A 21,147-nucleotide genomic window follows, 5' to 3' on the forward strand; every position below is an offset into this window, starting at 1 on the left:
CGTATGACCGCCACGCAGCGCCGGGGCCGGAAGATCATGATGACGCCCGGTGAGCTGGACGACTTCCTCACCGTCCAGCGCACCTGCCGGGTCGCCACCGTGTCCGCGGACGGAGCACCGCACGTCAGCACGCTCTGGTTCGCCTGGGACGGCACCTCGCTGTGGCTGTACTCCGTGGTGCGCAGCAGGCGCTGGGCGGATCTGCGGCGGGATCCGCGGGTGGCGGTCGTGGTCGACACGGGCGAGGAGTACGACGAGTTGCGCGGCGCGGAGCTGTCCGGGCGGGTGGAGTTCGTGGGCGAGATCCCGCGCACCGGCGAACTGCGCGCGGAACTCGACGTTCCGGAAACGCTGTTCGCCCGCAAGAACTTCGGCCTGGACGAGATGCCCCACGACGGGCGGCACGCCTGGCTGCGCCTGACCCCGGAGAAGATCGTGTCCTGGGACTTCAGGAAGCTGCCGACACTGCCGTAGGGCTCTCCGCCGCCGCCCGCAGCGCCCGCACCGCCGCCCGGATCGACGGGCGGCGGTCGGCGTCCGCGCGCCAGACGACGAAGACGTGCCGCCGTACGCGCTGCCGGAGCGGGACGGTCACCACCCCGTCGGGCAGCGGGTCGCGGCCCAGCAGCGGGGCGATGCAGACGCCGAGCCCCGCCGCGACCAGGCCGAGCTGGGTGTGGCTCTCGGCGGCGCGGTGGCCGATGACCGGCTCGATGCCCTTGGAGCGCAGGGTGAACATCAGCCACTCGTGGCAGAACTCGCCCTCGCCCCAGGTGATCCACTCGTCCTCGGCGAAGTCGGCGAGGTCCACCTCGTCGCGGCCGGCGAACCGGTGGCCGGCCGGGAGCGCCACATCGACCGGGTCGTCCAGCAGGGGCGCCTTGACCAGGCCGTCGGGCAGCGGCATCGGCTTGTTGTACCAGTCGAGCACCACCGCGAGGTCGAGGTCCCCGCGCGCCACTCCCCGGATGCTCTGCTCCGGCTCCTGCTCGCGGGAGCACACGCGCAGCGCGGGGTGCCGCTCACGCAGGTCCCGCAGGGCCACCGGGAACAGCCTCCGCGCGGCGGTCGGGAACGCCGCGACCCGCAGCTCACCGGCGACCTGTCCAGGCTGCGCCTCCAGGTCGGACTGGGCCAGTTCGACCTGGGAGAGGATGCGCGCCGCGTGCTCGGCGAGCAGTCGGCCCGCGTCCGTGAACCGGACGCCCCGCCCGTTCTTGGCCAGCAGTTGCTGACCGACCTCGCGCTCCAGCTTGGACATCTGCTGCGAGACGGCCGAGGTCGTGATGTGCAGTTCCTCGGCCGCGCCGCTGACCGAGCCGTGCCGGGCGAGTGCGTCGAGGGTGCGCAGGTGCTCCAGCTTCAACATGTAAGCGATGCTACGAGATACCGGGTGCGAAATCTCGATTGTGCTACGAGATGGATGCCCCGCATCGTTGCGTCCATGAGCAGCGTCACCGCGACCACCACCGCACCGGCCCCGGCCGGCCCCGCCCCGGAACCCGTCCGACCCCGCCTGGACTGGCGGCTGCGTTTCGGCGCGCTCTCCCTGATCTGGGGGTTCAGCTTCCTCCTCATCAAGGTCGGCACCCAGGGCTACGCCCCCTTCCAGGTCACCTTCGGCCGACTGGCCTTCGGTACCGCCGTCCTGGCGGTGGCGATGGCGGTGCGGCGGGAGGGGCTGCCGCGCGGTGCGCGCACCTGGGGTCACCTCGCGGTCGCCGGGTTCCTGCTGAACGCCCTGCCGTTCTCGCTGTTCGCCTTCGCGGAACTGACCATCCCGTCCACGCTGGCCGGCATCTGCAACGCGACCTCGCCGCTGTGGGGCATGGCCCTGTCACTGGTGGCGCTGTCCGAGGACCGGCCGACCCGGGTGCGGGTGGCGGGGCTCGGCCTCGGCTTCCTCGGGGTGCTGACCGTGCTGGGCGCCTGGCAGGGCTTCGAGGGCCTGGACGCCCGCGGCACGACGCTGGCCCTGCTGGCCTCGCTGAGCTACCCCGTCGGCTGGATCTACGTCCGCCGCACCCTGGCGGGCAGCAGCCACTCGAACCTCTCCCTGACCGGCGGCCAGTTGCTGCTGGCCACGGTCCAACTGGCCGTCGTCACGCCGCTGTTCACCACACTGCCGACCAGGTTCGCCGTCGGCCCGCTGCTGGCGATCGCCGCGCTGGGCACGCTGGGCACGGGTCTGGCCGTGCTCATCCAGTACGGCCTGGTCGCCGAGGTCGGCCCGACGACCGGCCAGATGGTCACCTACTTCGTCCCGGTGATCGCCGCCGCGGCCGGCATCGCCCTCCTCGGCGAGACCCTGACCTGGTCGACACCGGTGGGCGCGGCGATCGTCCTGGCGGGCGCGGCCCTCACCCAGGTGAGACCGAGGAAGCCCGCGTAGCCCCCACCCCGTCGCCGCGGGCAGTGGTGCCTCCCTCGGTGCCTCAAAGGCCTGGGAGGCGCCCCCGGGACGATGGGGTCCCTCGCTCGAGCGGAGCCGGGAGCAGGGGAGGCCCCCCGCAAACGCCGGACCGCGCGAGCACCCCCGCCCGGCCCGCCCTCCGGAGCTCACCACCGACGCAGCCGACCGCGGGCGGCCCGCCCCTGGACACCCACCTCAGGCATACGTCCGCCCTGGCCCCCCGGCCGGACCGATCGCCTCGGTGATCGCCTCGGCCAGCGGCCCGATCTCCTCCTCGCCGAGCGTCGAGACCGTGATCCGGATCCCCGGCTCCGCGCTCATCCGGAAGCGGGCGCCGGGCGCCACCGCCCAGCCCGCGTGCAGCAGGCGGGCGACCGCGCCGGTCTCGTCGGGGACCGGCACCCACACGTTCATGCCGCTGCGCCCGCGCGCGGCGACCCCGCGCCGGGCCAGCTCCCCGATCAGCGCCTCCCGGCGCCGCCCGTACCGCGCGGCCACGGCCGCCGGGTCCACCGCGCCCTCGCTCCACAGCCGCACCACCGCGCGCTGGACGATCCTGCTGACCCAGCCCGGCCCGAGCCGCTGCCGTCCGCGCACCCGGTCGAGGGTGACCGCGTCCCCGGTGAGCACCGCGAGCCGCAGGTCGGGTCCGTAGGCCTTGGCCGCCGAGCGCACGAAGGCCCAGCTGCGGATCGTGCCCGCCAAGGCGTGCAGCGGCAGGTCGACGATGTGGTGCCCGTGGTCGTCCTCGACGAGCAGCGTCTCCGGGTGGCCGGCGAGCACCGCGCGCAGGGCACGCGCGCGTGCGGCGCTCAGCGCGGCGCCGGTCGGGTTCTGCGCCCGGTCCGTGACGATCAGGGCCCGCGCCCCGCCCGCCAGTGCCCTCCGTACGTCATCGGGCAGCGGGCCCTCGTCGTCGACCCCCACGGGGACGGTCCTCAGCCCCAGCGCCGGGACCAGGTCCAGCAGGCTCCCCCACCCCGGATCCTCCACCGCGACCGCGTCCCCGGGCCTGAGGTGCGCCGTGAGCACCCGCTCCATCGCGTCCAGCGCGCCCGAGGTGACCGCGACGGGCCCGTCGGGAACGCCGTCGGCGTCCAGCCCGGCCCGCGCCAGCCGCGCCAGTTCGGGCTCCACGGGCGCGTGCCCGTACAGCACCGGCTCCCGCTCGCCCTCCCCGGCCGCCGCCGCGAACGCCCCGGCCAGCGCGGGCAGCAGCGCCGGGTCCGGGTTGCCCTCGGACAGGTTCCGCACGCCCGGCGGGACCTCCACCCGGATGAGTTCACGCGCGGTGGTGGCCGGCTTGGACCGCACCCGGCTCCCCCGCCGGCCCGCGGTCTCGATCACCCCGCGCTCGCGCAGGGTCCGGTACGCGGCGGCGACGGTGTTCGGGTTCACCCCGAGCCGCTCCGCCAACTCCCGCAGGGGAGGCAGCGGTTCACCCGGCTCCAGCGCCCCCTCCCCCACCGCGCGCTCGATGCTCGCGGAAATCTCCGCTGCGCGCCGCCCACTGATCCGATACTCTCCTAGCACAAACTCGATTATGCACTAGTGCAATGGAGAACGCCATGCAGGGGACCCGGCAGCAGCAGCCCTCCGCCACCTACCCGCCCACCGAGCGCACCGTCCCCACCCGCTCCCCCCACCGTGCCGCGTACGACAAGGAGCTGGTGCACGCGATACTCGACGAGGGCTACGTCTGCCATCTCGGCTTCGTCCGGGACGGCGCCCCGGTGGTGCTGCCCACGTTGTACGGCCGGGTCGGCGAGCGTCTCTACGTGCACGGTTCGACCGGCTCGCGCCCGCTGCGCGCGGCGGGCCAGGCCGACCCCGGGCTCCCGGTCTGCCTGACCGTCACCCACGTCGACGGGCTGGTGCTGGCCCGCTCGGCCTTCCACCACTCGATCAACTACCGCTCCGTGGTGGTGCACGGCACGGCGCGCGACGTCACCGACCCCGAGGAGAAGCGGCGGGCCCTCGACGCCCTGGTCGACCACGTCGTACCGGGCCGCGCCGCCGACTCCCGCCCTGCGAACAGGAAGGAGCTGGCCGCCACCGCGGTGATCCGCCTCGACCTGGACGAGGTCTCCGCCAAGCTCCGCACCGGCGGCGTCAACGACGAGCCCGAGGACCTCGCCCTGCCCCACTGGGCCGGCGTCGTCCCGCTGCGCAAGGGCTACGGCCCCCCGCTCGCCGACCCGCACCTGGCCCCCGGCACCGAACTGCCCGGCTACCTGACGTCCCCGGGACGCTGATCCGCGCCCGGGGCGTGGGACAGTCGGTCCATGGACCGATCGCCTGCGCCCGCGGACGGGGCGCCTTTGACCGCCGAGGAGTACGAGGCGGTGCGCCACGCCGTCTCAGCCACCACCGGACACCGGGCCGGCGGGGAGCCGTACACACTCAACTCGCTGTTCGAGAGCTGGCGGAACGTCGTGACGGACGTGGAGGAGGGCTATGCGTGGTGCGCGCCGGAGTTCGACGCGGAGCTCCGGTGCCGGCACGCGCTGGCGGGCGCCTGGCGGCTCCTGCCTCCGCGGGTGCGGGTGACGCGGCTCCCGGAACTGGCCGGGCTCGACGACCGTTTCCGCGCGGCCACCGTTCCGTGGCCCGGCCGGGACGAGGATCCGCACCAGTGGTGGAGGCTACGTGTTCCCCGGATCCTCGAAGCCGAACGAGGGGAGCGTCGAGTACGTGGCTGGCCCGTCGGCTGGGAGATGCTGCCGTTCCCCAAGCCGGACGCCGTCGAGATCGTCGAGTGACCGCGTCGCTCGGACGACGGAGCACCGGAGCGGGCCCCTCCCGGCCGGAGGGTCCCCGCCCCGAAGGACCCCCTCGCCGTCACCCGGGCACGGCCGCCGGCTCCCCCTCACGGGCCCGCGCGCCCCGCGCCTCGCCCACCGCGAGCCCCGCGACCGAGCCCAGCATCAGCAGGGTGCCGGCCAGCGTGGCCGCCGTCAGCCGCTCACCAAGGAGGGCCACCGCGAGCACCGCCGCGCTCACCGGCTCCAGCAGCATGATCACGGAGACGGTGGCCGACCGTACGACGGCCGCGCCGGCGAAGTAGAGGCCGTACGCGAGCGCCGTCGGCACGGAGGCGACGTACGCCAGCAGGCACAGCAGCGCGCCGGGGTCGTCGGTGTGCGGCACCAGTCCCTCGGCCGCGGCGAACGGCAGCAGCACCAGGCTGGTGACCGCGAACGCCCCGACGGTCGTACCGGAGGAGTCCGTGCCGCCGTCACGTCCCCACCAGCGGGTGAGCAGCGTCATCACCGAGTACCCGGCCGCGGACGCCAGGGCGAGCAGGACGCCCCACGGGTCCACGGCCGCGCCCCCGCCGCCGAGGACGAGCACGACGAGTCCGGCGAGCGCGCCCACGACGGCGGCCAGTCCGCCGCGCCCGAGGCGCTCCCCCAGGGTCAGCCGCGCGCCCAGCGCGATCAGTACGGGTCCGGCGCCGAGGGTGACGACGGTGGCCACGGCGAGTCCCGTGGCGGAGACGGCCGCGAAGTAGGCGGTCTGGAAGACCGCGAGCCCGGTGCCGGTGGCCCCGGCCCGCAGCGCCCGGCGGCCGAACGGCTCGGGTGCGGCGGACCGGGGTCGGCGGGACAGCGGCCGGACGGCGAGCAGCAGGACCAGGCCTGCGGCGCAGCGCCAGAAGGACAGGGCGACGGGACCCATGTCGCTGGTCCGGTAGACCAGCGACGCGGCGGCGCCCGCGGTGCCCCAGGCGGCACCGGCGACGATCAGATAGAGGAGGCCTCGCCCGACGGGCAGGCCGGAGACGGTGTTCGGCACGTGTTCTCTCCGCGGATGTACGCACCACGCGCGTCGGCGTGGGCGCGGAAGTTCGGGAAGGGATCCCGGGTCAGTCCCGGCCGGGGCCGGGGCGGCGGGATCCGCGGACTCCGTCTGCGGGCAGCACCGTCACGCCCGGCGACCAGCCGGGCGGATGTACCGGAGGGCCCGCCTCAGGCGGCCGGAGGCGGGAGGACACGTGCGCGTGCGTGCATGATCAGCACCCTAGGCGGTCGTTCCCGGCGTGGACAACTCCCGTTCGGTCCCGCCACTCGCCACCGGCTCCCCGGAGCCCTTCACCGGGGTCGAGGACTGGGCGATGAAAGCGCCCGCCAGGACCACCGCGCCGCCCACGATCTGCGGTGCCGACAGGTGTTCGCCGAGCAGGACCCAGGCGAGGACGGTGGCGATGACCGCCTCCAGACAGGCCACGACACCGGCGACCTGCGGGGAGAGCCGGCGCACCGACACCACCCCGGTGACGTACGCGGCCACCGTGGCGACGAGGACGATCCAGGCCAGCAGGACGAAGGCGGCGACCGGTGTGCCGTCCAGCTCCGCGCTGCCGGCGAGCACGGACCAGTCCATGGACCAGGGGCGGGCGACGACGGTCAGGACGGCGGCGCCGACCAGCAGCCCGTAGGCGATCACACCGAGCGGGTCGGGGGCCTCCTCGCCGTCGCCTCCCCGGTCGGACAGGACGAAGTAGCCGACCTGGCAGCAGGCCGCGCCGAGCGCGAGCAGCAGACCGAGCGCGTCGAAGCCGAGGCCCGCCCACACCTCCACGACACAGGCGAGCCCGCCCACCGCCAGGACCACGCCGACCGCGGCGGCACGGGTCACCGGCCGCCGCTGCACGAACCGCACCCAGCCGAGCACGAGCGCGGGCGCCAGGTACTCGACCAGCAGCGCGACCCCGACGGGGATGCGGGAGAGGGCGGCGAAGTAGCAGGCCTGGACGCCGGCCACGGCGAACAGGCCGAACCCGGCGAGCAGTCCGGGCCTGTCGCGCAGGAGTCCCCGGTGGCGCACCGCCGACGGCAGCATGACGAGCGCCGCGCCCGCCACTCGCAGCCATACGACGTGGAGCGGGTCGAGGCCCGCCTCGATCAGCGGCTTGGCCGCCACACCGGAACCTCCGAAGGCCAGCGCGGACAACAGCGCGAGGCCGAGTCCGACGCCTTTTCGGTGGTCACCCAGGGTGCTGGCAGAGGTAGGCACCGGCACATGATGACAGGCCCCGACAGGAGCGTCACCCTTTGTGGCACCTGTCTCACCGGCTGGACGGCACCTCGAGCCGGGCGACGAGTTCGCGGGAGTCGATTCCGGCGCGTTCGAGGACCTCGACGGCACGCGCCCGCGGGTCGACGACGATCGCCGCGAGCAGGTCCGTACCGCACGCCGGGCCGCGGCCGTGGCGGGCGGCGCGCTCGTGGGCGTACTCCATGCAGCTCGCGGCCAGCGGCGAGAGGCCCGCGGCCTCGGTCACCACGGGGATGCCGCCGGAGTCCTCGACCGCGCCCTGCCAGCGCAGGCCGTAGCCGATGCTGCGCTGGACCAGGTAGCCGAGCAGCCGGGCGATCCGCGGGCCCTCACCGAAGACGGCCCTCACCTCGGCGTCGGACTCCAGGAGCGAATGCAGCAGGTGGGCGGTGTCGATCTGACGGTCCCCGTCCCGGACCGCTCTGCGCCGGGCACCGGCCACCACCGCTGCCAGTTCGGCGCCGAGCCTGGCATCGTTCTCCGCGCGGTGGACGCCCTGCTCCTGGAGCTCCTGGGCCTGTTGCCGGGGGATACGGGGTTGCACGTCCCCACCCCATCAGTCCCACGGGCCCGGGGCATCCCCGGCGGGAAGCATCTTGGCGTCCCACGGGAAGCGGACGCCCCGGGCCGGAATCTCCTCCTTGCGAAGGAGATCAGGGTGTTTCCGCCCGAGGGGCGCGCGCCGGTTTGCGTCACGCCCCTCGACGGTCCTCACCGACCCGTCAGTCCTCGTCGGCGAGGATCAGGTACAGCTTCTTGCGGGCCTCGTTGATGACGGTGAGAGCCTTTTCCCGCTGCTCCTTGCTGCCCGTCTTCCAGACCTGTCCGAAGGCCTCCATCAGGCCGAAGCCGGCCTGCCGGATCTCACTCAGCGCCTCCCAGTCGATCCCGCGCGAGGCCTCCTCCCAGGGAGCCTCGGGACCTTCCCCGGCCGCCGAGCGGCCGGTGTCGGTGAGCGAGAACAGCTTCTTGCCGCCCTCGGACTCGCTGGTGATCAGCCCCTCGTCCTCCAGCAACTGGAGGGTGGGGTACACCGAGCCGGGACTGGGTTTCCACGCCCCGCCGCTGCGCTCGGCGATCTCCTGGATCATCTCGTAGCCGTGCATCGGACGGTCCTTCAGCAGGGCCAGGATCGAGGCCCGCACATCACCGCGCCGCGCCCTTCCCCTCGGTCCGCCGCGCCCTCGCCCGCCCCAGGGGCCGCCGTGCCCGAAGCCCGGGCCGAAGGGGCCGCCGGGGCCACCCGGGCCACCCGGACCGAAGGGCCCGAAGGCCGCCCGCAGCCGCTCGAAGTCGCCCCGGCCGCCCCGCGGGCCGCCGTGTCCGTGCTCGTGACCATGGGCACGCATCGCAACCACTCCATTCCATCGTTGATCCATCGCGATGCTTCAACGATATATCGGAACAGTTCGTTCGACAACCCTCGGCCGGGCCGCCACCCGCGGATTGGCCTTGGCCCGGGACCGCGCGCCACCCGTACGGTCAGGGCATGCGGATTCGAATCGTCGACGCCTTCACCGACCGGCCCTTCGCCGGCAACCCCGCCGGAGTGCTACTGCTTGACGCCTTCCCGGACGACCCCTGGCTGCAGAACGTCGCCCTGGAGGTCAACCACGCCGAGACGGCCTTCGCCCACCCGCTCCCCGCGGGCGGCGAGGCCGACTGGGCGCTGCGCTGGTTCACCCCCACCACCGAGGTCGCGATGTGCGGCCACGCGACACTGGCCACCGCGCACGTCCTGTACACCACCGGCGCGCACCGGGGCCCGGTGCGCTTCGCCACCCGCAGCGGCGTCCTCATCGCCACGCCCGGCGAGGCCGGCTCCGTCACCCTGGACTTCCCCACCGCCCCGCTCACCGCGGTCGACGTCCCAGAGGGCGTCGCCGAGGCGCTGGGCGCCCGGCCGCTCACGGCGTTCGACACCGGCCCGAACATCGGGGACCTGCTCGTCGAGGTCGCCGACGAGCGGACCGTCCACGCCCTGCGGCCCGACCTCAAGGCCCTGTCCGCCTACTCCGAGCGCGGCCTCATCGCCACCGCCCGCGCGGAGAACCCCGCCCTCGGCTACGACTTCGTCTCCCGCTGCTTCTTCCCGAACGTCGGCATCGACGAGGACCCGGTCACCGGCAGCGCGCACACCGCTCTGGCCCCGTACTGGTCCGAGCGCCTCGGCCGTTCCACCCTCACCGGCCTCCAGGCCTCGCCGCGCTCCGGCCGCGTCCGCACCGAGGTGCGCGGCGGGCGCACCCTGCTGGGCGGACGGGCCGTGACGGTCATCGAGGGGGACCTGCTGGTCTGAACCCGGTACGGCGAAGGGGCGTACGGCCGCTCCGCACGCCCCTTCGCCGCCGCCTCACGCCGTCGGCAGCCAGTCCACCTCGCCGGCCAGCAGCGCGTACCCCACGAACGCCCCGACGTCGAGCAGCGTGTGCGCGACCACCAGCGGACCGACGCGCCCCCAGCGCCGGTAGAGGTACACGAACACCACGCCCATCACCATGTTCCCGATGAAGCCGCCGATGCCCTGGTAGAGGTGGTACGAGCCGCGCAGCACCGAACCGGCCGCCAGCGAGGCGCCCGGGGACCAGCCCAGCTGGTCCAGCCGGCGCAGCAGGTAGCCGACGACGACGACCTCCTCGAGGATCGAGTTCTGCATCGCCGAGAGGATCAGCACGGGGTACTTCCACCACACCTCGGGCAGCGCCTCCGGCACCACGGTGAGGTTGAAGCCGAGGCCGCGCATGGCCAGGTAGAAGGCGATGCCGCTGCTGCCGATGCCCGCCGCGACCGCCGCTCCGCGGCCGAGGTCGGACCAGGGCCGGGTGCGGTCGAAGCCGAGGGTGCGCAGCCCCGCGCCCTCGCGCAGCAGGAAGTGCGCGACGAGCGCCACCGGCACGAGCGCCGTGGTGATCCCGAAGAGCTGCCAGGCGAGGTCCAGCCAGGGGCGGCCCGGCGCTGCCGAGGCGTTGAGGGTGGCCGCCTGGTCCTTCAGACCGCCCGGTTCGGTGACCGAGCCGACGAAGCTGATCAGGGCCGACACTCCGCTCGCGCCGAGCGACAGCGCGAGCACGAGGAGCGTCTCGTCGCGGAACGTCGTCCGCGAGGGCCTCCGCTCAGGGTACGAATCGGCCGCCGGGCCCGCCTCCGCCTGCACACCTGCCTCCACATCACCGATCGGTCCGATCAGTATGAGGGCAGCGGCTGTGCGCCCGGCCGGGGGGCCGGTGACGGCGTCAGGCCGCGGGCACCCGTTCCGGCAGTCCCACCGGCCAGCTGTGCACCGGCTCGCCCTGCTGCGTCAGCTCCCGGTAGCGGAGGGTGGTGGCGGCCAGGGCGGCCTCCCGGCCGAGGCCCAGGTCCAGGGCCCGGTGGAAGGTCGCGGCCTGCCAGGTCGCGCCGTTCACCCTCCGCCGGCACCGCTCCTCGATCACCCCGAGGTACAGATCGCGGTCGGCGGGCTCGATCCCCCACGCGTCCAGCCCGGCCTCGGCGAGCGGCAGCAGTTCGTCCCGTACGAGGGTGACCGCGTCCACCTCGCCCAGCCCACCGAGACGGCCGCGCCGGGGCCAGACGAGGCGGGCGTCGATGCCGTGCTCGCAGGCGGCGTCGAAGTTGGCGGCCGCCGCCTCGAACGGCAGCCGGGTCCACACCGGCCGGCTGTCCTCGGCGAGGGCGCGGACCACGCCGTAGTAGAAGGCCGCGTTGGCGATGACGTCGGTGACGGTGGGGCCGGCGGGCAGGACGCGGTTCTCCACGCGCAGGTGGGGGACGCCGTCGGCGACGCCGTAGACGGGACGGTTCCAGCGGTAGACGGTGCCGTTGTGCAGGACGAGTTCCGCGAGTGAGGGGACGCCGCCCCGGTCCAGCACCTCGAGCGGGTCCTCGTCGTCGCAGATGGGCAGCAGGGCCGGGTAGTAACGCAGGTTCTCCTCGAACAGGTCGAAGGCCGACGTCACCCACCGCTCCCCGAACCAGGTGCGCGGCCGCACGCCCTGGGCCTGGAGCTCGGGCGGGCGCGTGTCGGTGGACTGCTGGAACAGCGGGGGCCGGGACTCGCGCCACAGTTCGCGCCCGAACAGGAACGGCGAGTTGGCGCCGACGGCGACCTGGACGGCGGCGACGGCCTGGGCCGCGTTCCACACGCCGGCGAAGCGCTCCGGGGTGACCTGGAGGTGCAGCTGCACCGAAGTACAGGCGGCCTCGGGAGCGATGGACTTGGAGGTGCAGCTGAGGCGCTCGACACCGTCGATGTCGAGCGTGAAGTCCTCACCGCGCGCGGCCACGATCTGCTCGTTGAGCAATGCGTAGCGGTCGACGTCGGAAAGATTCGAGGAGACCAGGTCGTCCCGGTCCAGTGTCGGCAGGATGCCGATCATCACGATCCCCGCGTCCACCTCACCGGCTTTCCGGTCGGCGTACGCGAGCGAAGTGCGCAGCTCCTCGTCGAGTCGGTCGAATACCCGCCCGCCCAATCGGTGAGGGGCGATGTTCACTTCCAGATTGAACATGGCGAGCTCTGTTTGGAAGTCCCTGCTGGCGATCCTTTCGAGGACTTGCGCATTCAACATTTTCGGCATGCCGTCGGCGCCCGCGAGATTCAATTCGATCTCCAGCCCCATGAGGTTCTTGGGGCGGTCGAACCGCTTCTCCGCCAGGAGTCGCTCCAAGCCCGTCAGGCAGCTGCGGAGCTTCTCCCGGTAGCGCTGGCGATCGGAGAGGTCGAACTGACCTGCCACGACCTTCTCCCCCATCGAAGCGTCCTTCCTCGCACGGGCGGACCCAAGATCGTCCGCCGGGGTCCCGGTCCACAGGCAAGGATGCCCCGTCGATGCGATCGATAACGCCCCGGACGGCACCATCGACCGCTAGTCTGGTCGACGGTGACCAGTGGCACATTCACGGGGCATGGCGCGGAAGGCGACTTGCGGGCCTGTTGCGAACTCGTGAAAAACGTCGACGAGAATTGGCCGACCGCTTCGCGGTCATTTTCCGAGGTCATCGGCGTGCACCCTGCCTGAAATCGGGATGTTTTTCGCGTTTCACCGGCCAGAAGTACCCTTGTTCCGCCGGTCGAAAACAGCTAGCGGAAACACAGTCTGAACACGCGTCGTATAAACTTTGCGCACAAGGCAGAAGGTTGGCGCCCACGGCTCGAGTGATCCAGCCGAGAGGTGGCGTACGGCACTCCTCGCCCCCGTCTCCCGGACTCGGGTCCCGGCCCCTGCCTCTCTGACCTTCGCGAGCTGACAGCGCCGTCCGCCACGCCCCGCCCCGCCCTCGCGCCACTGTGCCTTCGAATGAGAGGCGACCCACCATGCCGCTGCATGTCCCTCCGGCTCCCACGCCCGCACTGCGTTCCGTCCTGACCGCGCTCTCCTCTCCGGCCGCGGTCCGCGAAGCCCGAACCCCCTCTCTGCTCGTCGCCCAGGGACCCACCTCGGCCGAGCTGCCCCTCCCCGTGCACGTCCTGGACCGGACCGCCCCCGACGGCGGAACCACGACCCGGCTGGCCGGCTGGCGTTTCCTGATCCGTACCGGTGACCGCGCGGTCGCCGCCGCGGACACCGTGCTCACCGCCGACGGCTGGACGTTCTCCCGCTTCTTCGAGGGCCCCTACATCACCTCCACCGAGTTCGCGCTGCGTCAGGCCGAGGCCATGACGCAGCCGTACCAGCCCCGGCTGCTCTCGGTGCCGGGGCTCTACATGCTGGCGCTCTGGCTGCACGGCGATCCCACCGCGGACGGCGCCACCGGCCACCCGGCCGCCGACGATCTGCTCGTCCCGCTCGCCCCGGCACCGCCCGGCATCGCGGCCCACCGCCCGCACCGGTTCGCCGACCTGCTCCCGGTCCTGACGCACCGGGTGGCACCGACCCGCCTGCTCGGCTCACCCGCCTGAGAAGACACCGCGTACCCCGCCGCCCAAAACTCCCGACGCGGCGGGGTACGTGCCGTTCCCAGGGGACTAGCCCCATCCGACCACGGCGAACCACCCGAATTGACAGTGCAGTTGAGATGAACCGTCCGCACGGGTGACGCGTCCTCAACCTGTGAGGAGCGGTGCCGCGAAATCCCTGCGGATCCTCGTCCGTGGGGCAACACTGGTTTCCGACCGACCTATCACAACGGGGGGGCGGCCATGAGCGAAGCTTCACGCCGCGGAACTGAAACGACAGCCGACTCACAGGTCACCACAGAGCGAGAGATCCCATCCATGTGCCAGCACCAGCCACCGTGCCCCTCAGCCGACTCCGCCGACCGGGAATCCGCCCGTCTCGTGGCACACCACCCGGAGCAGGGCTGGAGCCTGCTGTGCAACGGTGTCGTGTTCTTCGAGGACACCGGTGAGCTCCTGCCCGACGGCAGCGTCATCGCCCCGCAGCGTCCCCGGGACGCCAGCCTGACCACCGCCTGAGCACGACCGGGCGGAACGGGGTCCGCCCGGGGACACCGGGGCCGGACGCGGAACATCCCGCGCGCCGGCCCCGACGCGTGTCGGGGCGGATCACTCACGGTGACCCGGCGCGTGAAAGGGGTAGACCGGCCGCTCCCCCGCAGGAGTCCGCCCCGCGACGCCTTCCCACGGGCCTCCGCCTTCCGGAGGGCTCCTGGACGTTCCGCGGGTTTCGTCACGGAGACGGGGCAAGCGGCAGCACGGGGCCGGTACCGGGGGCGGAGTCACGATCACGGAGATCGCCCGGCGGGCCGGCGTCTCCGTGCCGGCCGCCTCCCGCCCGGTCAGCGGCCGCTCCGGCGTCTCCCCGGGAACACCCGCGCCCGGGTCGAGGACCCGCTGCGCCGTCACGGCAACCGCAAGCGCCCTGCCGCCTCCCCCTCCCGTACGGCCCTGCTCGGCCTCGTCTTCGGCGACCCCCGGGCCGTGGAGATCGTCCGCGGCGCCGGGACGGGCACGGTGGTGACGGCGGTCCACGGGCGCTCCGGTGACGCCCGGGAGCGGGTGCGCAACCTGCGGGCCCGCGCGTCCGACGGCGTCATCCTCGTGACCTCGGTGCCGGAGTCCGCGCCGCACGAGGAGTTGCGCATCCCGGAGGTGCCGCCGGTGGTCGTGGGCCCGGCGGGCTCCCCCGCGTGGAACCGGGCACGGGCATCGTCGTCCGCGCGAACACGGCCGCTCCCGCCGAGCGGGGCTGACGCGCCCGCGACACCGCCTATCGTGACCGGCATGCAGTCCTACACGATCGGCCAGGCAGCGAGGCTGCTCGGCGTGAGCCCGGACACCGCCCGCCGCTGGGCGGACGCGGGACGTATCACCACCCACCGCGACGACGGCGGACGCCGGCTCGTCGACGGACGGGCCCTGGCGGCGTTCTCCGTCGAACTCGCCAGGGCCGGTGCCGTCGAGGAGGGCACCCCGTACACCTCCGCCCGCAACGCCTTCCCCGGCATCGTCACCGCGATCAAGCTCGGCGACGTCGCCGCCCAGGTCGAGATCCAGGCCGGACCGCACCGCCTCGTCTCGCTGCTCACCCGGGAGGCCGTCGAGGAACTGGGGCTGGAGGTCGGCATGGAGGCCACGGCCCGCGTGAAGTCGACGAACGTCCACATCGACCGCACCTGACGACCACAGCACACCCGAGCGAACGCACATGCACCCCCTCTGACATCTTCCCCTGGCTCATGCAATGGGAAATGAGTGAACACCTGGCAGATGCGTCAGTATGATCGGCGTATCGGGAGGGCTCTGCGAGCTCTTCCCCGGCCCCAGAGGGAGTACTCCGAGATGCCCCGTCCCCATCGGCCCCGCCGGATCACCGGCGCCGGGGCAGCCGCCGCCCTACTGGTACTGAGCGCCTGCTCCGCGTCCGGCTCGGACTCGTCCGCGGAGTCCGGCGGGCAGGGCGTCACCGGCGCGGTCACCGTCTTCGCGGCCGCCTCGCTGAAGGAGAGCTTCACGACACTGGGCGAGCGCTTCGAGGAGGAGCACCCGGGGACCGAGGTCACCTTCAACTTCGGCGGCAGCGACGGCCTGGCCGCCGGCATCGACAGCGGTGCCCCGGCCGATGTCTTCGCGGCGGCCAGTGCGAAAACGATGAAGCTCGTCACGGACGAGGGGCTCACGGCGGGCAGCCCGAGCACGTTCGCCCGCAACCGGCTGGAGATCGCCACCGTGCCGGGCAACCCGCACGCGATCGACTCCCTCGAGGATCTGACCGCGTCCGGCCTCAAGGTGGTGCTGTGCGACGAGACGGTGCCCTGCGGAGCCGCCGCGCGGACCGCCCTCGCCGCCGGCGGCGTGGAGCTGGAGCCGGTCTCCTACGAGCAGGACGTCAAGAGCGCCCTGACGAAGGTCGAACTGAAGGAGGCCGACGCCGCCGTCGTGTACCGCACGGACGTGAAGGCGGCCGGTGACAAGGTGGAGGGCGTGGAATTCCCGGAGTCCGCCGAGGCCGTCAACGACTATCCGATCGCCCTGCTCGAGAACGCCCCGAACCCCTCGGCGGCGGAGGAGTTCGTGGCCCTGGTCAAGTCGCCGGAGGGCCGGAAGGTACTGGGCGGGGCGGGGTTCCTGAAGCCATGACCACCCGTCGGGAAACCCCTCGGAAGGCACGCCCCCGCGCCCCCGGCCGCGGGGTCCCCCTCGCCCTCCTCGCGCCCGCCCTCCTGGGCCTGGCGTTCCTCCTCGTGCCCCTCCTCGCCCTCCTCCTGCGCGCCCCCTGGCGCAGCCTCCCCGAGCAGCTGACCAGCCCCGAGGTGTGGGAGGCGCTGCGCCTGTCGCTGCTGTGCGCCACGACGGCGACCGCGCTGAGCCTGGTCGTCGGCGTTCCGCTGGCCTGGCTGCTGGCCCGTACGGACTTCCCCGGCCGCGGCCTGGTCCGCGCCCTGGTGACGCTCCCGCTGGTGCTGCCCCCGGTCGTGGGCGGTGTCGCCCTGCTGCTCGCCCTGGGTCGCAACGGCGTCGTCGGTCAGTGGCTGGACGCGTGGTTCGGCGTCACCCTGCCCTTCACCACCACGGGCGTCGTCCTCGCCGAGACGTTCGTGGCGATGCCGTTCCTCGTCATCAGCGTCGAGGGCACGCTGCGGGCCGCCGATCCGCGCTACGAGGAGGCGGCCGCCACCCTGGGCGCCTCCCGCTTCACCGCGTTCCGCCGGGTCACGCTGCCGCTGATCGCTCCCGGCGTCGCGGCCGGTGCCGTACTGGCCTGGGCGCGGGCCCTCGGGGAGTTCGGCGCGACGATCACCTTCGCCGGCAACTTCCCCGGCCGCACCCAGACCATGCCGCTCGCGGTCTACCTCGCCCTGCAGAACGACCCGGCCGCCGCGATCGCCCTCAGCCTGGTCCTGCTGGCGGTGTCCGTCGCCGTACTGGCCGGGCTGCGGGACCGCTGGATGAGGGCCGTCTGATGGTCATGCCGAAGAATGCCGGGAAGACGCCGGACCCGGCCGCCGAGGGCCTCGACGCGCACCTCGTCGTGGATCGCGGCTCCTTCCGCCTGGACGTCGCGCTGACCGCCGCGCCCGGTGACGTCGTCGCCCTGCTGGGCCCGAACGGGGCCGGCAAGACCACCGCCCTGCGCGCCCTCGCGGGCCTCGCCCCGCTCGGCGCCGGACACCTGCGGCTGGACGGCGCGGACCTGCGCCACACCCCGCCGGAGTCCCGCCCGGTGGGTGTCGTCTTCCAGGACTACCTGCTCTTCCCGCACCTGACCGCGCTCGACAACGTGGCCTTCGGGCCGCGCTGCCGGGGCGCCGGCAAGGCGGAGGCACGCGCGCAGGCCGCCGAATGGCTCGACCGCATGGGGCTGGCCGAGCACGCGGGCGCCAAGCCCCGGCGGCTGTCCGGCGGCCAGGCCCAGCGGGTGGCCCTCGCCCGCGCCCTGGCCACCCGTCCCCGGCTGCTGCTCCTGGACGAACCGCTCGCCGCGCTGGACGCCCGCACCCGGCTGGAGGTGCGCGCGCAGCTCCGCCGCCATCTGGCCGCGTTCGAGGCCGTCGCCGTCCTGGTCACGCACGATCCGCTGGACGCCATGGTGCTCGCCGACCGCCTGGTCGTCGTGGAGCGGGGCCGGATCGTGCAGGAGGGCACGCCCTCCGACATCGCCCGCCACCCACGCACCGAGTACATCGCCCAGCTCGTCGGCCTCAACCTGTACCGCGGGCGGGCCGACGGCCACACGGTGCGGCTCGACGCGGGCTCCGCCGTGAGCACCACGGAGGACCTCTCCGGTCCCGCCTTCGTGGCGTTCCCGCCCGGTGCCGTCACCCTGTACCGGGACCGGCCGACCGGCTCCAGCGCCCGCAACCTCTGGCGCTGTGAGGTCGCCGGTCTGGAGACCCACGGGGACCAGATCCGCGTGGAGCTCACCGGCGAACTCGCCCTGGCCGCCGACCTCACCACGGTCGCCGCGGCCGAGCTCGACCTGCACCCGGGTGCGACGGTCTGGGCGACGGTCAAGGCGACGCAGACGCACGCGTACCCGGCGTAGCCGCACATGCCGGAGGGGCCCCTCCACAAAGGGGCCCCTCCGGCGCGTGTCAGCCCTCGTACGCGTCCAGCGGCGGGCAGGAGCAGACCAGGTTGCGGTCGCCGAAGGCCTGGTCGATGCGGCGCACCGGCGGCCAGTACTTGTCGGCGGCGCTCACTCCGGCCGGGAAGACGGCCTCCTCGCGGGCGTACGCGTGCTCCCACTCCCCGCCGAGCGCGGCGGCGGTGTGCGGGGCGTTGCGCAGCGGGTTGTCGTCCGCGGGCCACTCGCCGGAGCCGACCTTCTCGATCTCCGCGCGGATCGCGATCATCGCCTCGCAGAACCGGTCGAGTTCGGTGAGGTCCTCGGACTCGGTGGGCTCGATCATCAGCGTGCCGGCCACCGGGAAGGACATCGTCGGCGCGTGGAAGCCGTAGTCGATCAGCCGCTTGGCGACGTCGTCCACGCTGACGCCGGTCGCCTTGGTCAGCGGACGCAGGTCGATGATGCACTCGTGCGCGACCAGCCCGCCGGGGCCGGTGTAGAGCACCGGGTAGTGCGGCTCCAGGCGCTTGGCGATGTAGTTGGCGCTGAGCACGGCCACCTGGGTGGCCCGCTTGAGGCCCTCGCCGCCCATGAGACGGACGTACGCCCAGGAGATCGGCAGGATGCCCGCCGAGCCCCACGGCGCCGCCGAGATGGGGCCGACGCCGGTCTCCGGGCCGGCCTCCGGCTGGAGCGGGTGGTTGGGCAGGTACGGCGCCAGGTGCGCCCGTACGCCGACCGGACCGACGCCGGGGCCACCGCCGCCGTGCGGGATGCAGAAGGTCTTGTGCAGGTTCAGGTGCGAGACGTCACCGCCGAAGTGGCCCGGCTTGGCCAGACCCACCAGGGCGTTGAGGTTGGCGCCGTCCACGTACACCTGGCCGCCGGCCTCGTGCACCTCGGCACAGATGTCGGCGACGTGCTCCTCGAACACGCCGTGCGTCGAGGGGTACGTGATCATCAGCACGGCGAGCTCGTCGCGGTGCTGCGCGATCTTCGCCCGCAGGTCCGCGACGTCGATCTCACCGTCGTCGGACGTCTTGACGACGACGACCTTCATGCCGGCCATCACGGCACTGGCGGCGTTGGTGCCGTGCGCGGAGGACGGGATCAGGCAAACGGTGCGCTGCTCGTCGCCGTTGGCCCGGTGGTAGCCGCGTACGGCGAGCAGGCCGGCCAGTTCGCCCTGGGAACCGGCGTTGGGCTGGAGGGACACCTTGTCGTAGCCGGTGACCTCGGCGAGACGCTCCTCCAGCTCGTGGATGAGCGTGAGGTAGCCCCGCGCCTGCTCGGCGGGCACGAAGGGGTGCAGCTGACCGAACTCGGGCCAGGTGACCGGCTCCATCTCGGTGGTCGCGTTGAGCTTCATGGTGCAGGAGCCCAGCGGGATCATGCCGCGGTCCAGCGCGTAGTCGCGGTCGGAGAGCCGGCGCAGGTAGCGCAGCATCGCGGTCTCGGAGCGGTGCTGCCGGAAGACCGGGTGGGTCAGGTACTCGTCGTCGCGCAGCAGGGCGTCCGGCAGTGTGTCCCGCGCGGCCGCGTCCAGCGCCTCGGCGTCGCCGTCGACGCCGAAGGCGCTCCACACGGCGGTCAGCCGCTCCCGGGTGGTGGTCTCGTCGCAGGCGATCGAGACGTGATCGGCGTCGACGAGACGCAGGTTGACGCCGTTGTCACGGGCGGCGGCGACGACCTCGGCGGCCCGCCCGGGGACGCGCACGGTCAGCGTGTCGAAGTAGGAGCCGTGCACGATCTCGGCTCCGCCGGCCCGCAGCCCTTCGGCGAGGACGGTGGCGTACCGGTGGGTGCGCCGGGCGATCAGCCGCAGCCCCTCCGGGCCGTGGTAGACCGCGTACATGCCGGCCATGACGGCGAGCAGCACCTGGGCGGTGCAGATGTTGCTGGTGGCCTTCTCGCGGCGGATGTGCTGCTCACGGGTCTGCAGGGCGAGGCGGTAGGCCTTGTTCCCGTCCGCGTCGACGGAGACGCCGACGAGCCGTCCGGGCAGGCTGCGCGCCATCTTCTCCTGCACGGCCATGTAGCCGGCGTGCGGCCCGCCGAAGCCCATCGGCACACCGAAGCGCTGCGTGGTGCCGACCGCTATGTCCGCGCCCAGCTCACCGGGCGACTTCAGCAGCGTGAGGGCGAGCAGATCGGCGGCGACGGTGACGAGCGCGCCGAGCTCGTGCGCCTGGTCGATCACCGGCTTGATGTCGCGTACGGCGCCGGAGGCGCCCGGGTACTGGATCAGCACGCCGTTGATCTCGCGTCCGGCGACCTCGGCGGGGATGCCCTCGCTCAGGTCGGCGACGACGACCTCGACGCCGGTCGGCTCGGCGCGGGTCTCGATCACGGCGATGGTCTGCGGCAGCGCGTCCACGTCGACCAGGAACAGGCCCTTCTTGTTCTTGCCCATGCGCCGGGACAGCGCCATCGCCTCGGCGGCGGCGGTGCCCTCGTCGAGCAGCGAGGCCCCCGAGGTCGGCAGGCCGGTGAGCTCGGCGACCATGGTCTGGAAGTTCAGCAGCGCCTCGAGCCGGCCCTGGGAGATCTCCGGCTGGTACGGCGTGTACGCCGTGTACCAGGCCGGGTTCTCCATCACGTTGCGCAGGATGACGGGCGGGGTGAAGGTCCCGTAGTACCCGAGCCCGATCATGGAGCCGAGCACCTCGTTGCGGTCGGCCAGCGTGCGCAGCTCGGCCAGCACCTCGGCCTCGCTCCGGGCACCCGGCAGGTCCAGCGCGTCGGCGTTCTTGATCACGTCCGGCACGGCGGCGGCCGTCAGCTCGTCCAGCGAGCCGTAGCCGACCTGGGCGAGCATCTTGGCCCGCGCCTCGTGGTCGGGGCCGATGTGGCGCTGCTCGAAGGGGATTCCCCGTTCGAGCTCGGAGAGCGGAGTGCGAGGAGCGGTCATTGAGGAGGCCTCCTGGTCCGACGACCTTCGAGGGGCACCACGGCGCGGGTGCCCGAACGGCCTCCCCCTCTGTCATCTCGACCTGAGAGCTTCACCGGACGGCCCGAAGGCGCCCGGCTTTCACCGTCGGTGAGAGCGGAAGCCGTCGACACCCGCCCTGCTTTCCAGAGTGACCTCGTCCGTGCGGTACGTGTGCCTGAGAGATTCCGGGGAGGATTTGCTCCTTCGGCGCCCCCGATGGTGTCCGGAGGGCTCTCCCGCACGGGGTCAGCAGCCGTTTGCCAGCGTACCAG

At 73.1% G+C, this 21,147-nt stretch carries 20 protein-coding genes, 1 pseudogene and 1 riboswitch; of the genes and pseudogenes, 12 read left to right on the forward strand and 9 right to left on the reverse strand.

Going from position 1 to position 21,147, the window contains the following annotated elements; translation table 11 throughout:
• The first annotated feature begins 3 nt into the window (after positions 1-3).
• Positions 4-474: a pyridoxamine 5'-phosphate oxidase family protein gene (locus ACH5AO_RS02610; RefSeq protein ID WP_398920997.1), complete on the forward strand. Its 471-nt coding sequence runs from the start codon at positions 4-6 to the stop codon at positions 472-474.
• Here ACH5AO_RS02610 and ACH5AO_RS02615 read toward each other — a convergent pair.
• Positions 449-1,369, reverse strand: a complete 921-nt coding sequence (locus tag ACH5AO_RS02615; protein ID WP_398920999.1) for a LysR family transcriptional regulator — start codon at positions 1,367-1,369, stop codon at positions 449-451. The two genes, ACH5AO_RS02610 and ACH5AO_RS02615, sit on opposite strands and share 26 nt — an antisense overlap.
• A gap of 75 nt (positions 1,370-1,444) precedes the next feature.
• Between ACH5AO_RS02615 and ACH5AO_RS02620 the strand changes: the two genes are divergently transcribed.
• Positions 1,445-2,392: a DMT family transporter gene (locus tag ACH5AO_RS02620; RefSeq protein WP_398921001.1), complete on the forward strand. Its 948-nt coding sequence runs from the start codon at positions 1,445-1,447 to the stop codon at positions 2,390-2,392.
• Positions 2,393-2,608: 216 nt separating this feature from the next.
• Here the strand turns inward: ACH5AO_RS02620 and ACH5AO_RS02625 are convergent, their stop codons facing one another.
• Complete coding sequence (locus ACH5AO_RS02625; RefSeq protein WP_398921003.1) at positions 2,609-3,946, reverse strand: aminotransferase class I/II-fold pyridoxal phosphate-dependent enzyme; 1,338 nt, start codon at positions 3,944-3,946, stop codon at positions 2,609-2,611.
• Between the two features lie 35 nt (positions 3,947-3,981).
• On the opposite strand from ACH5AO_RS02625, the gene ACH5AO_RS02630 reads away from it, so the two are divergent.
• Both ACH5AO_RS02630 and ACH5AO_RS02635 read left to right on the forward strand, forming a co-directional pair.
• Positions 3,982-4,668 (forward strand): pyridoxamine 5'-phosphate oxidase family protein, encoded by a 687-nt coding sequence (locus tag ACH5AO_RS02630; RefSeq protein WP_398921005.1) that lies wholly within the window; start codon positions 3,982-3,984, stop codon positions 4,666-4,668.
• A 30-nt stretch (positions 4,669-4,698) separates the two neighbouring features.
• Positions 4,699-5,175, forward strand: coding sequence for a hypothetical protein (locus ACH5AO_RS02635; protein WP_398921007.1), 477 nt, complete (start codon positions 4,699-4,701; stop codon positions 5,173-5,175).
• A 79-nt stretch (positions 5,176-5,254) separates the two neighbouring features.
• Here ACH5AO_RS02635 and ACH5AO_RS02640 read toward each other — a convergent pair whose 3' ends face one another.
• The 4 genes from ACH5AO_RS02640 to ACH5AO_RS02655 form a co-directional block, all read right to left on the reverse strand.
• Positions 5,255-6,211: a DMT family transporter gene (locus ACH5AO_RS02640; RefSeq protein ID WP_398921009.1), complete on the reverse strand. Its 957-nt coding sequence runs from the start codon at positions 6,209-6,211 to the stop codon at positions 5,255-5,257.
• Positions 6,212-6,436: 225 nt separating this feature from the next.
• A complete protein-coding gene (locus tag ACH5AO_RS02645) occupies positions 6,437-7,438 on the reverse strand; it encodes an EamA family transporter (RefSeq protein WP_398921011.1) in 1,002 nt (333 codons plus the stop codon).
• Positions 7,439-7,484: 46 nt separating this feature from the next.
• Complete coding sequence (locus ACH5AO_RS02650) at positions 7,485-8,018, reverse strand: Clp protease N-terminal domain-containing protein (RefSeq protein ID WP_398921014.1); 534 nt, start codon at positions 8,016-8,018, stop codon at positions 7,485-7,487.
• A 178-nt stretch (positions 8,019-8,196) separates the two neighbouring features.
• Entirely contained in the window at positions 8,197-8,823 is a 627-nt protein-coding gene (locus ACH5AO_RS02655) for a PadR family transcriptional regulator (protein WP_398921017.1), read from the reverse strand.
• 140 nt (positions 8,824-8,963) lie between these two features.
• On the opposite strand from ACH5AO_RS02655, the gene ACH5AO_RS02660 reads away from it, so the two are divergent.
• On the forward strand, positions 8,964-9,773 hold the full coding sequence (locus ACH5AO_RS02660; protein ID WP_398921019.1) for a PhzF family phenazine biosynthesis protein: 810 nt from the start codon (positions 8,964-8,966) through the stop codon (positions 9,771-9,773).
• Between the two features lie 54 nt (positions 9,774-9,827).
• On the opposite strand, the gene ACH5AO_RS02665 is transcribed toward ACH5AO_RS02660, so the two are convergent.
• Both ACH5AO_RS02665 and ACH5AO_RS02670 read right to left on the reverse strand, forming a co-directional pair.
• The gene (locus tag ACH5AO_RS02665; protein ID WP_398921021.1) at positions 9,828-10,628 is read right to left on the reverse strand and encodes a CPBP family intramembrane glutamic endopeptidase; all 801 of its coding nucleotides are present in this window, start codon (positions 10,626-10,628) and stop codon (positions 9,828-9,830) included.
• A gap of 79 nt (positions 10,629-10,707) precedes the next feature.
• A complete protein-coding gene (locus tag ACH5AO_RS02670) occupies positions 10,708-12,225 on the reverse strand; it encodes a glutamate-cysteine ligase family protein (RefSeq protein ID WP_398921024.1) in 1,518 nt (505 codons plus the stop codon).
• A gap of 563 nt (positions 12,226-12,788) precedes the next feature.
• Here ACH5AO_RS02670 and ACH5AO_RS02675 point away from each other — a divergent pair.
• The 7 genes and pseudogenes from ACH5AO_RS02675 to ACH5AO_RS02705 all read left to right on the forward strand — a co-directional run bounded on the left by ACH5AO_RS02675 (position 12,789) and on the right by ACH5AO_RS02705 (position 17,919).
• Positions 12,789-13,373: a hypothetical protein gene (locus ACH5AO_RS02675; RefSeq protein WP_398921026.1), complete on the forward strand. Its 585-nt coding sequence runs from the start codon at positions 12,789-12,791 to the stop codon at positions 13,371-13,373.
• A gap of 315 nt (positions 13,374-13,688) precedes the next feature.
• Positions 13,689-13,889, forward strand: coding sequence for a DUF5999 family protein (locus ACH5AO_RS02680; RefSeq protein WP_398921028.1), 201 nt, complete (start codon positions 13,689-13,691; stop codon positions 13,887-13,889).
• Positions 13,890-14,157: 268 nt separating this feature from the next.
• Positions 14,158-14,564 (forward strand): annotated as a pseudogene (locus ACH5AO_RS02685) (LacI family DNA-binding transcriptional regulator); the annotation flags it as partial.
• Between the two features lie 93 nt (positions 14,565-14,657).
• A complete protein-coding gene (locus ACH5AO_RS02690; RefSeq protein ID WP_398921090.1) occupies positions 14,658-15,053 on the forward strand; it encodes a molybdopterin-binding protein in 396 nt (131 codons plus the stop codon).
• 162 nt (positions 15,054-15,215) lie between these two features.
• Positions 15,216-16,013, forward strand: a complete 798-nt coding sequence (gene modA / locus ACH5AO_RS02695) for a molybdate ABC transporter substrate-binding protein (protein ID WP_398921030.1) — start codon at positions 15,216-15,218, stop codon at positions 16,011-16,013.
• Complete coding sequence (modB, locus tag ACH5AO_RS02700) at positions 16,010-16,837, forward strand: molybdate ABC transporter permease subunit (RefSeq protein ID WP_398921033.1); 828 nt, start codon at positions 16,010-16,012, stop codon at positions 16,835-16,837. Before modA ends, modB begins: the two co-directional genes overlap by 4 nt.
• Positions 16,838-16,842: 5 nt before the next feature.
• A complete protein-coding gene (locus ACH5AO_RS02705; protein WP_398921036.1) occupies positions 16,843-17,919 on the forward strand; it encodes an ABC transporter ATP-binding protein in 1,077 nt (358 codons plus the stop codon).
• 49 nt (positions 17,920-17,968) lie between these two features.
• Here the strand turns inward: ACH5AO_RS02705 and gcvP are convergent, their stop codons facing one another.
• Positions 17,969-20,854, reverse strand: a complete 2,886-nt coding sequence (gcvP, locus tag ACH5AO_RS02710; protein WP_398921038.1) for an aminomethyl-transferring glycine dehydrogenase — start codon at positions 20,852-20,854, stop codon at positions 17,969-17,971.
• 174 nt (positions 20,855-21,028) lie between these two features.
• Positions 21,029-21,124: riboswitch (glycine riboswitch) on the reverse strand.
• Positions 21,125-21,147: the final 23 nt, after the last annotated feature.

The organism is Streptomyces sp. NPDC018964, assembly GCF_044390325.1.
Lineage (GTDB): Bacteria > Actinomycetota > Actinomycetes > Streptomycetales > Streptomycetaceae > Streptomyces.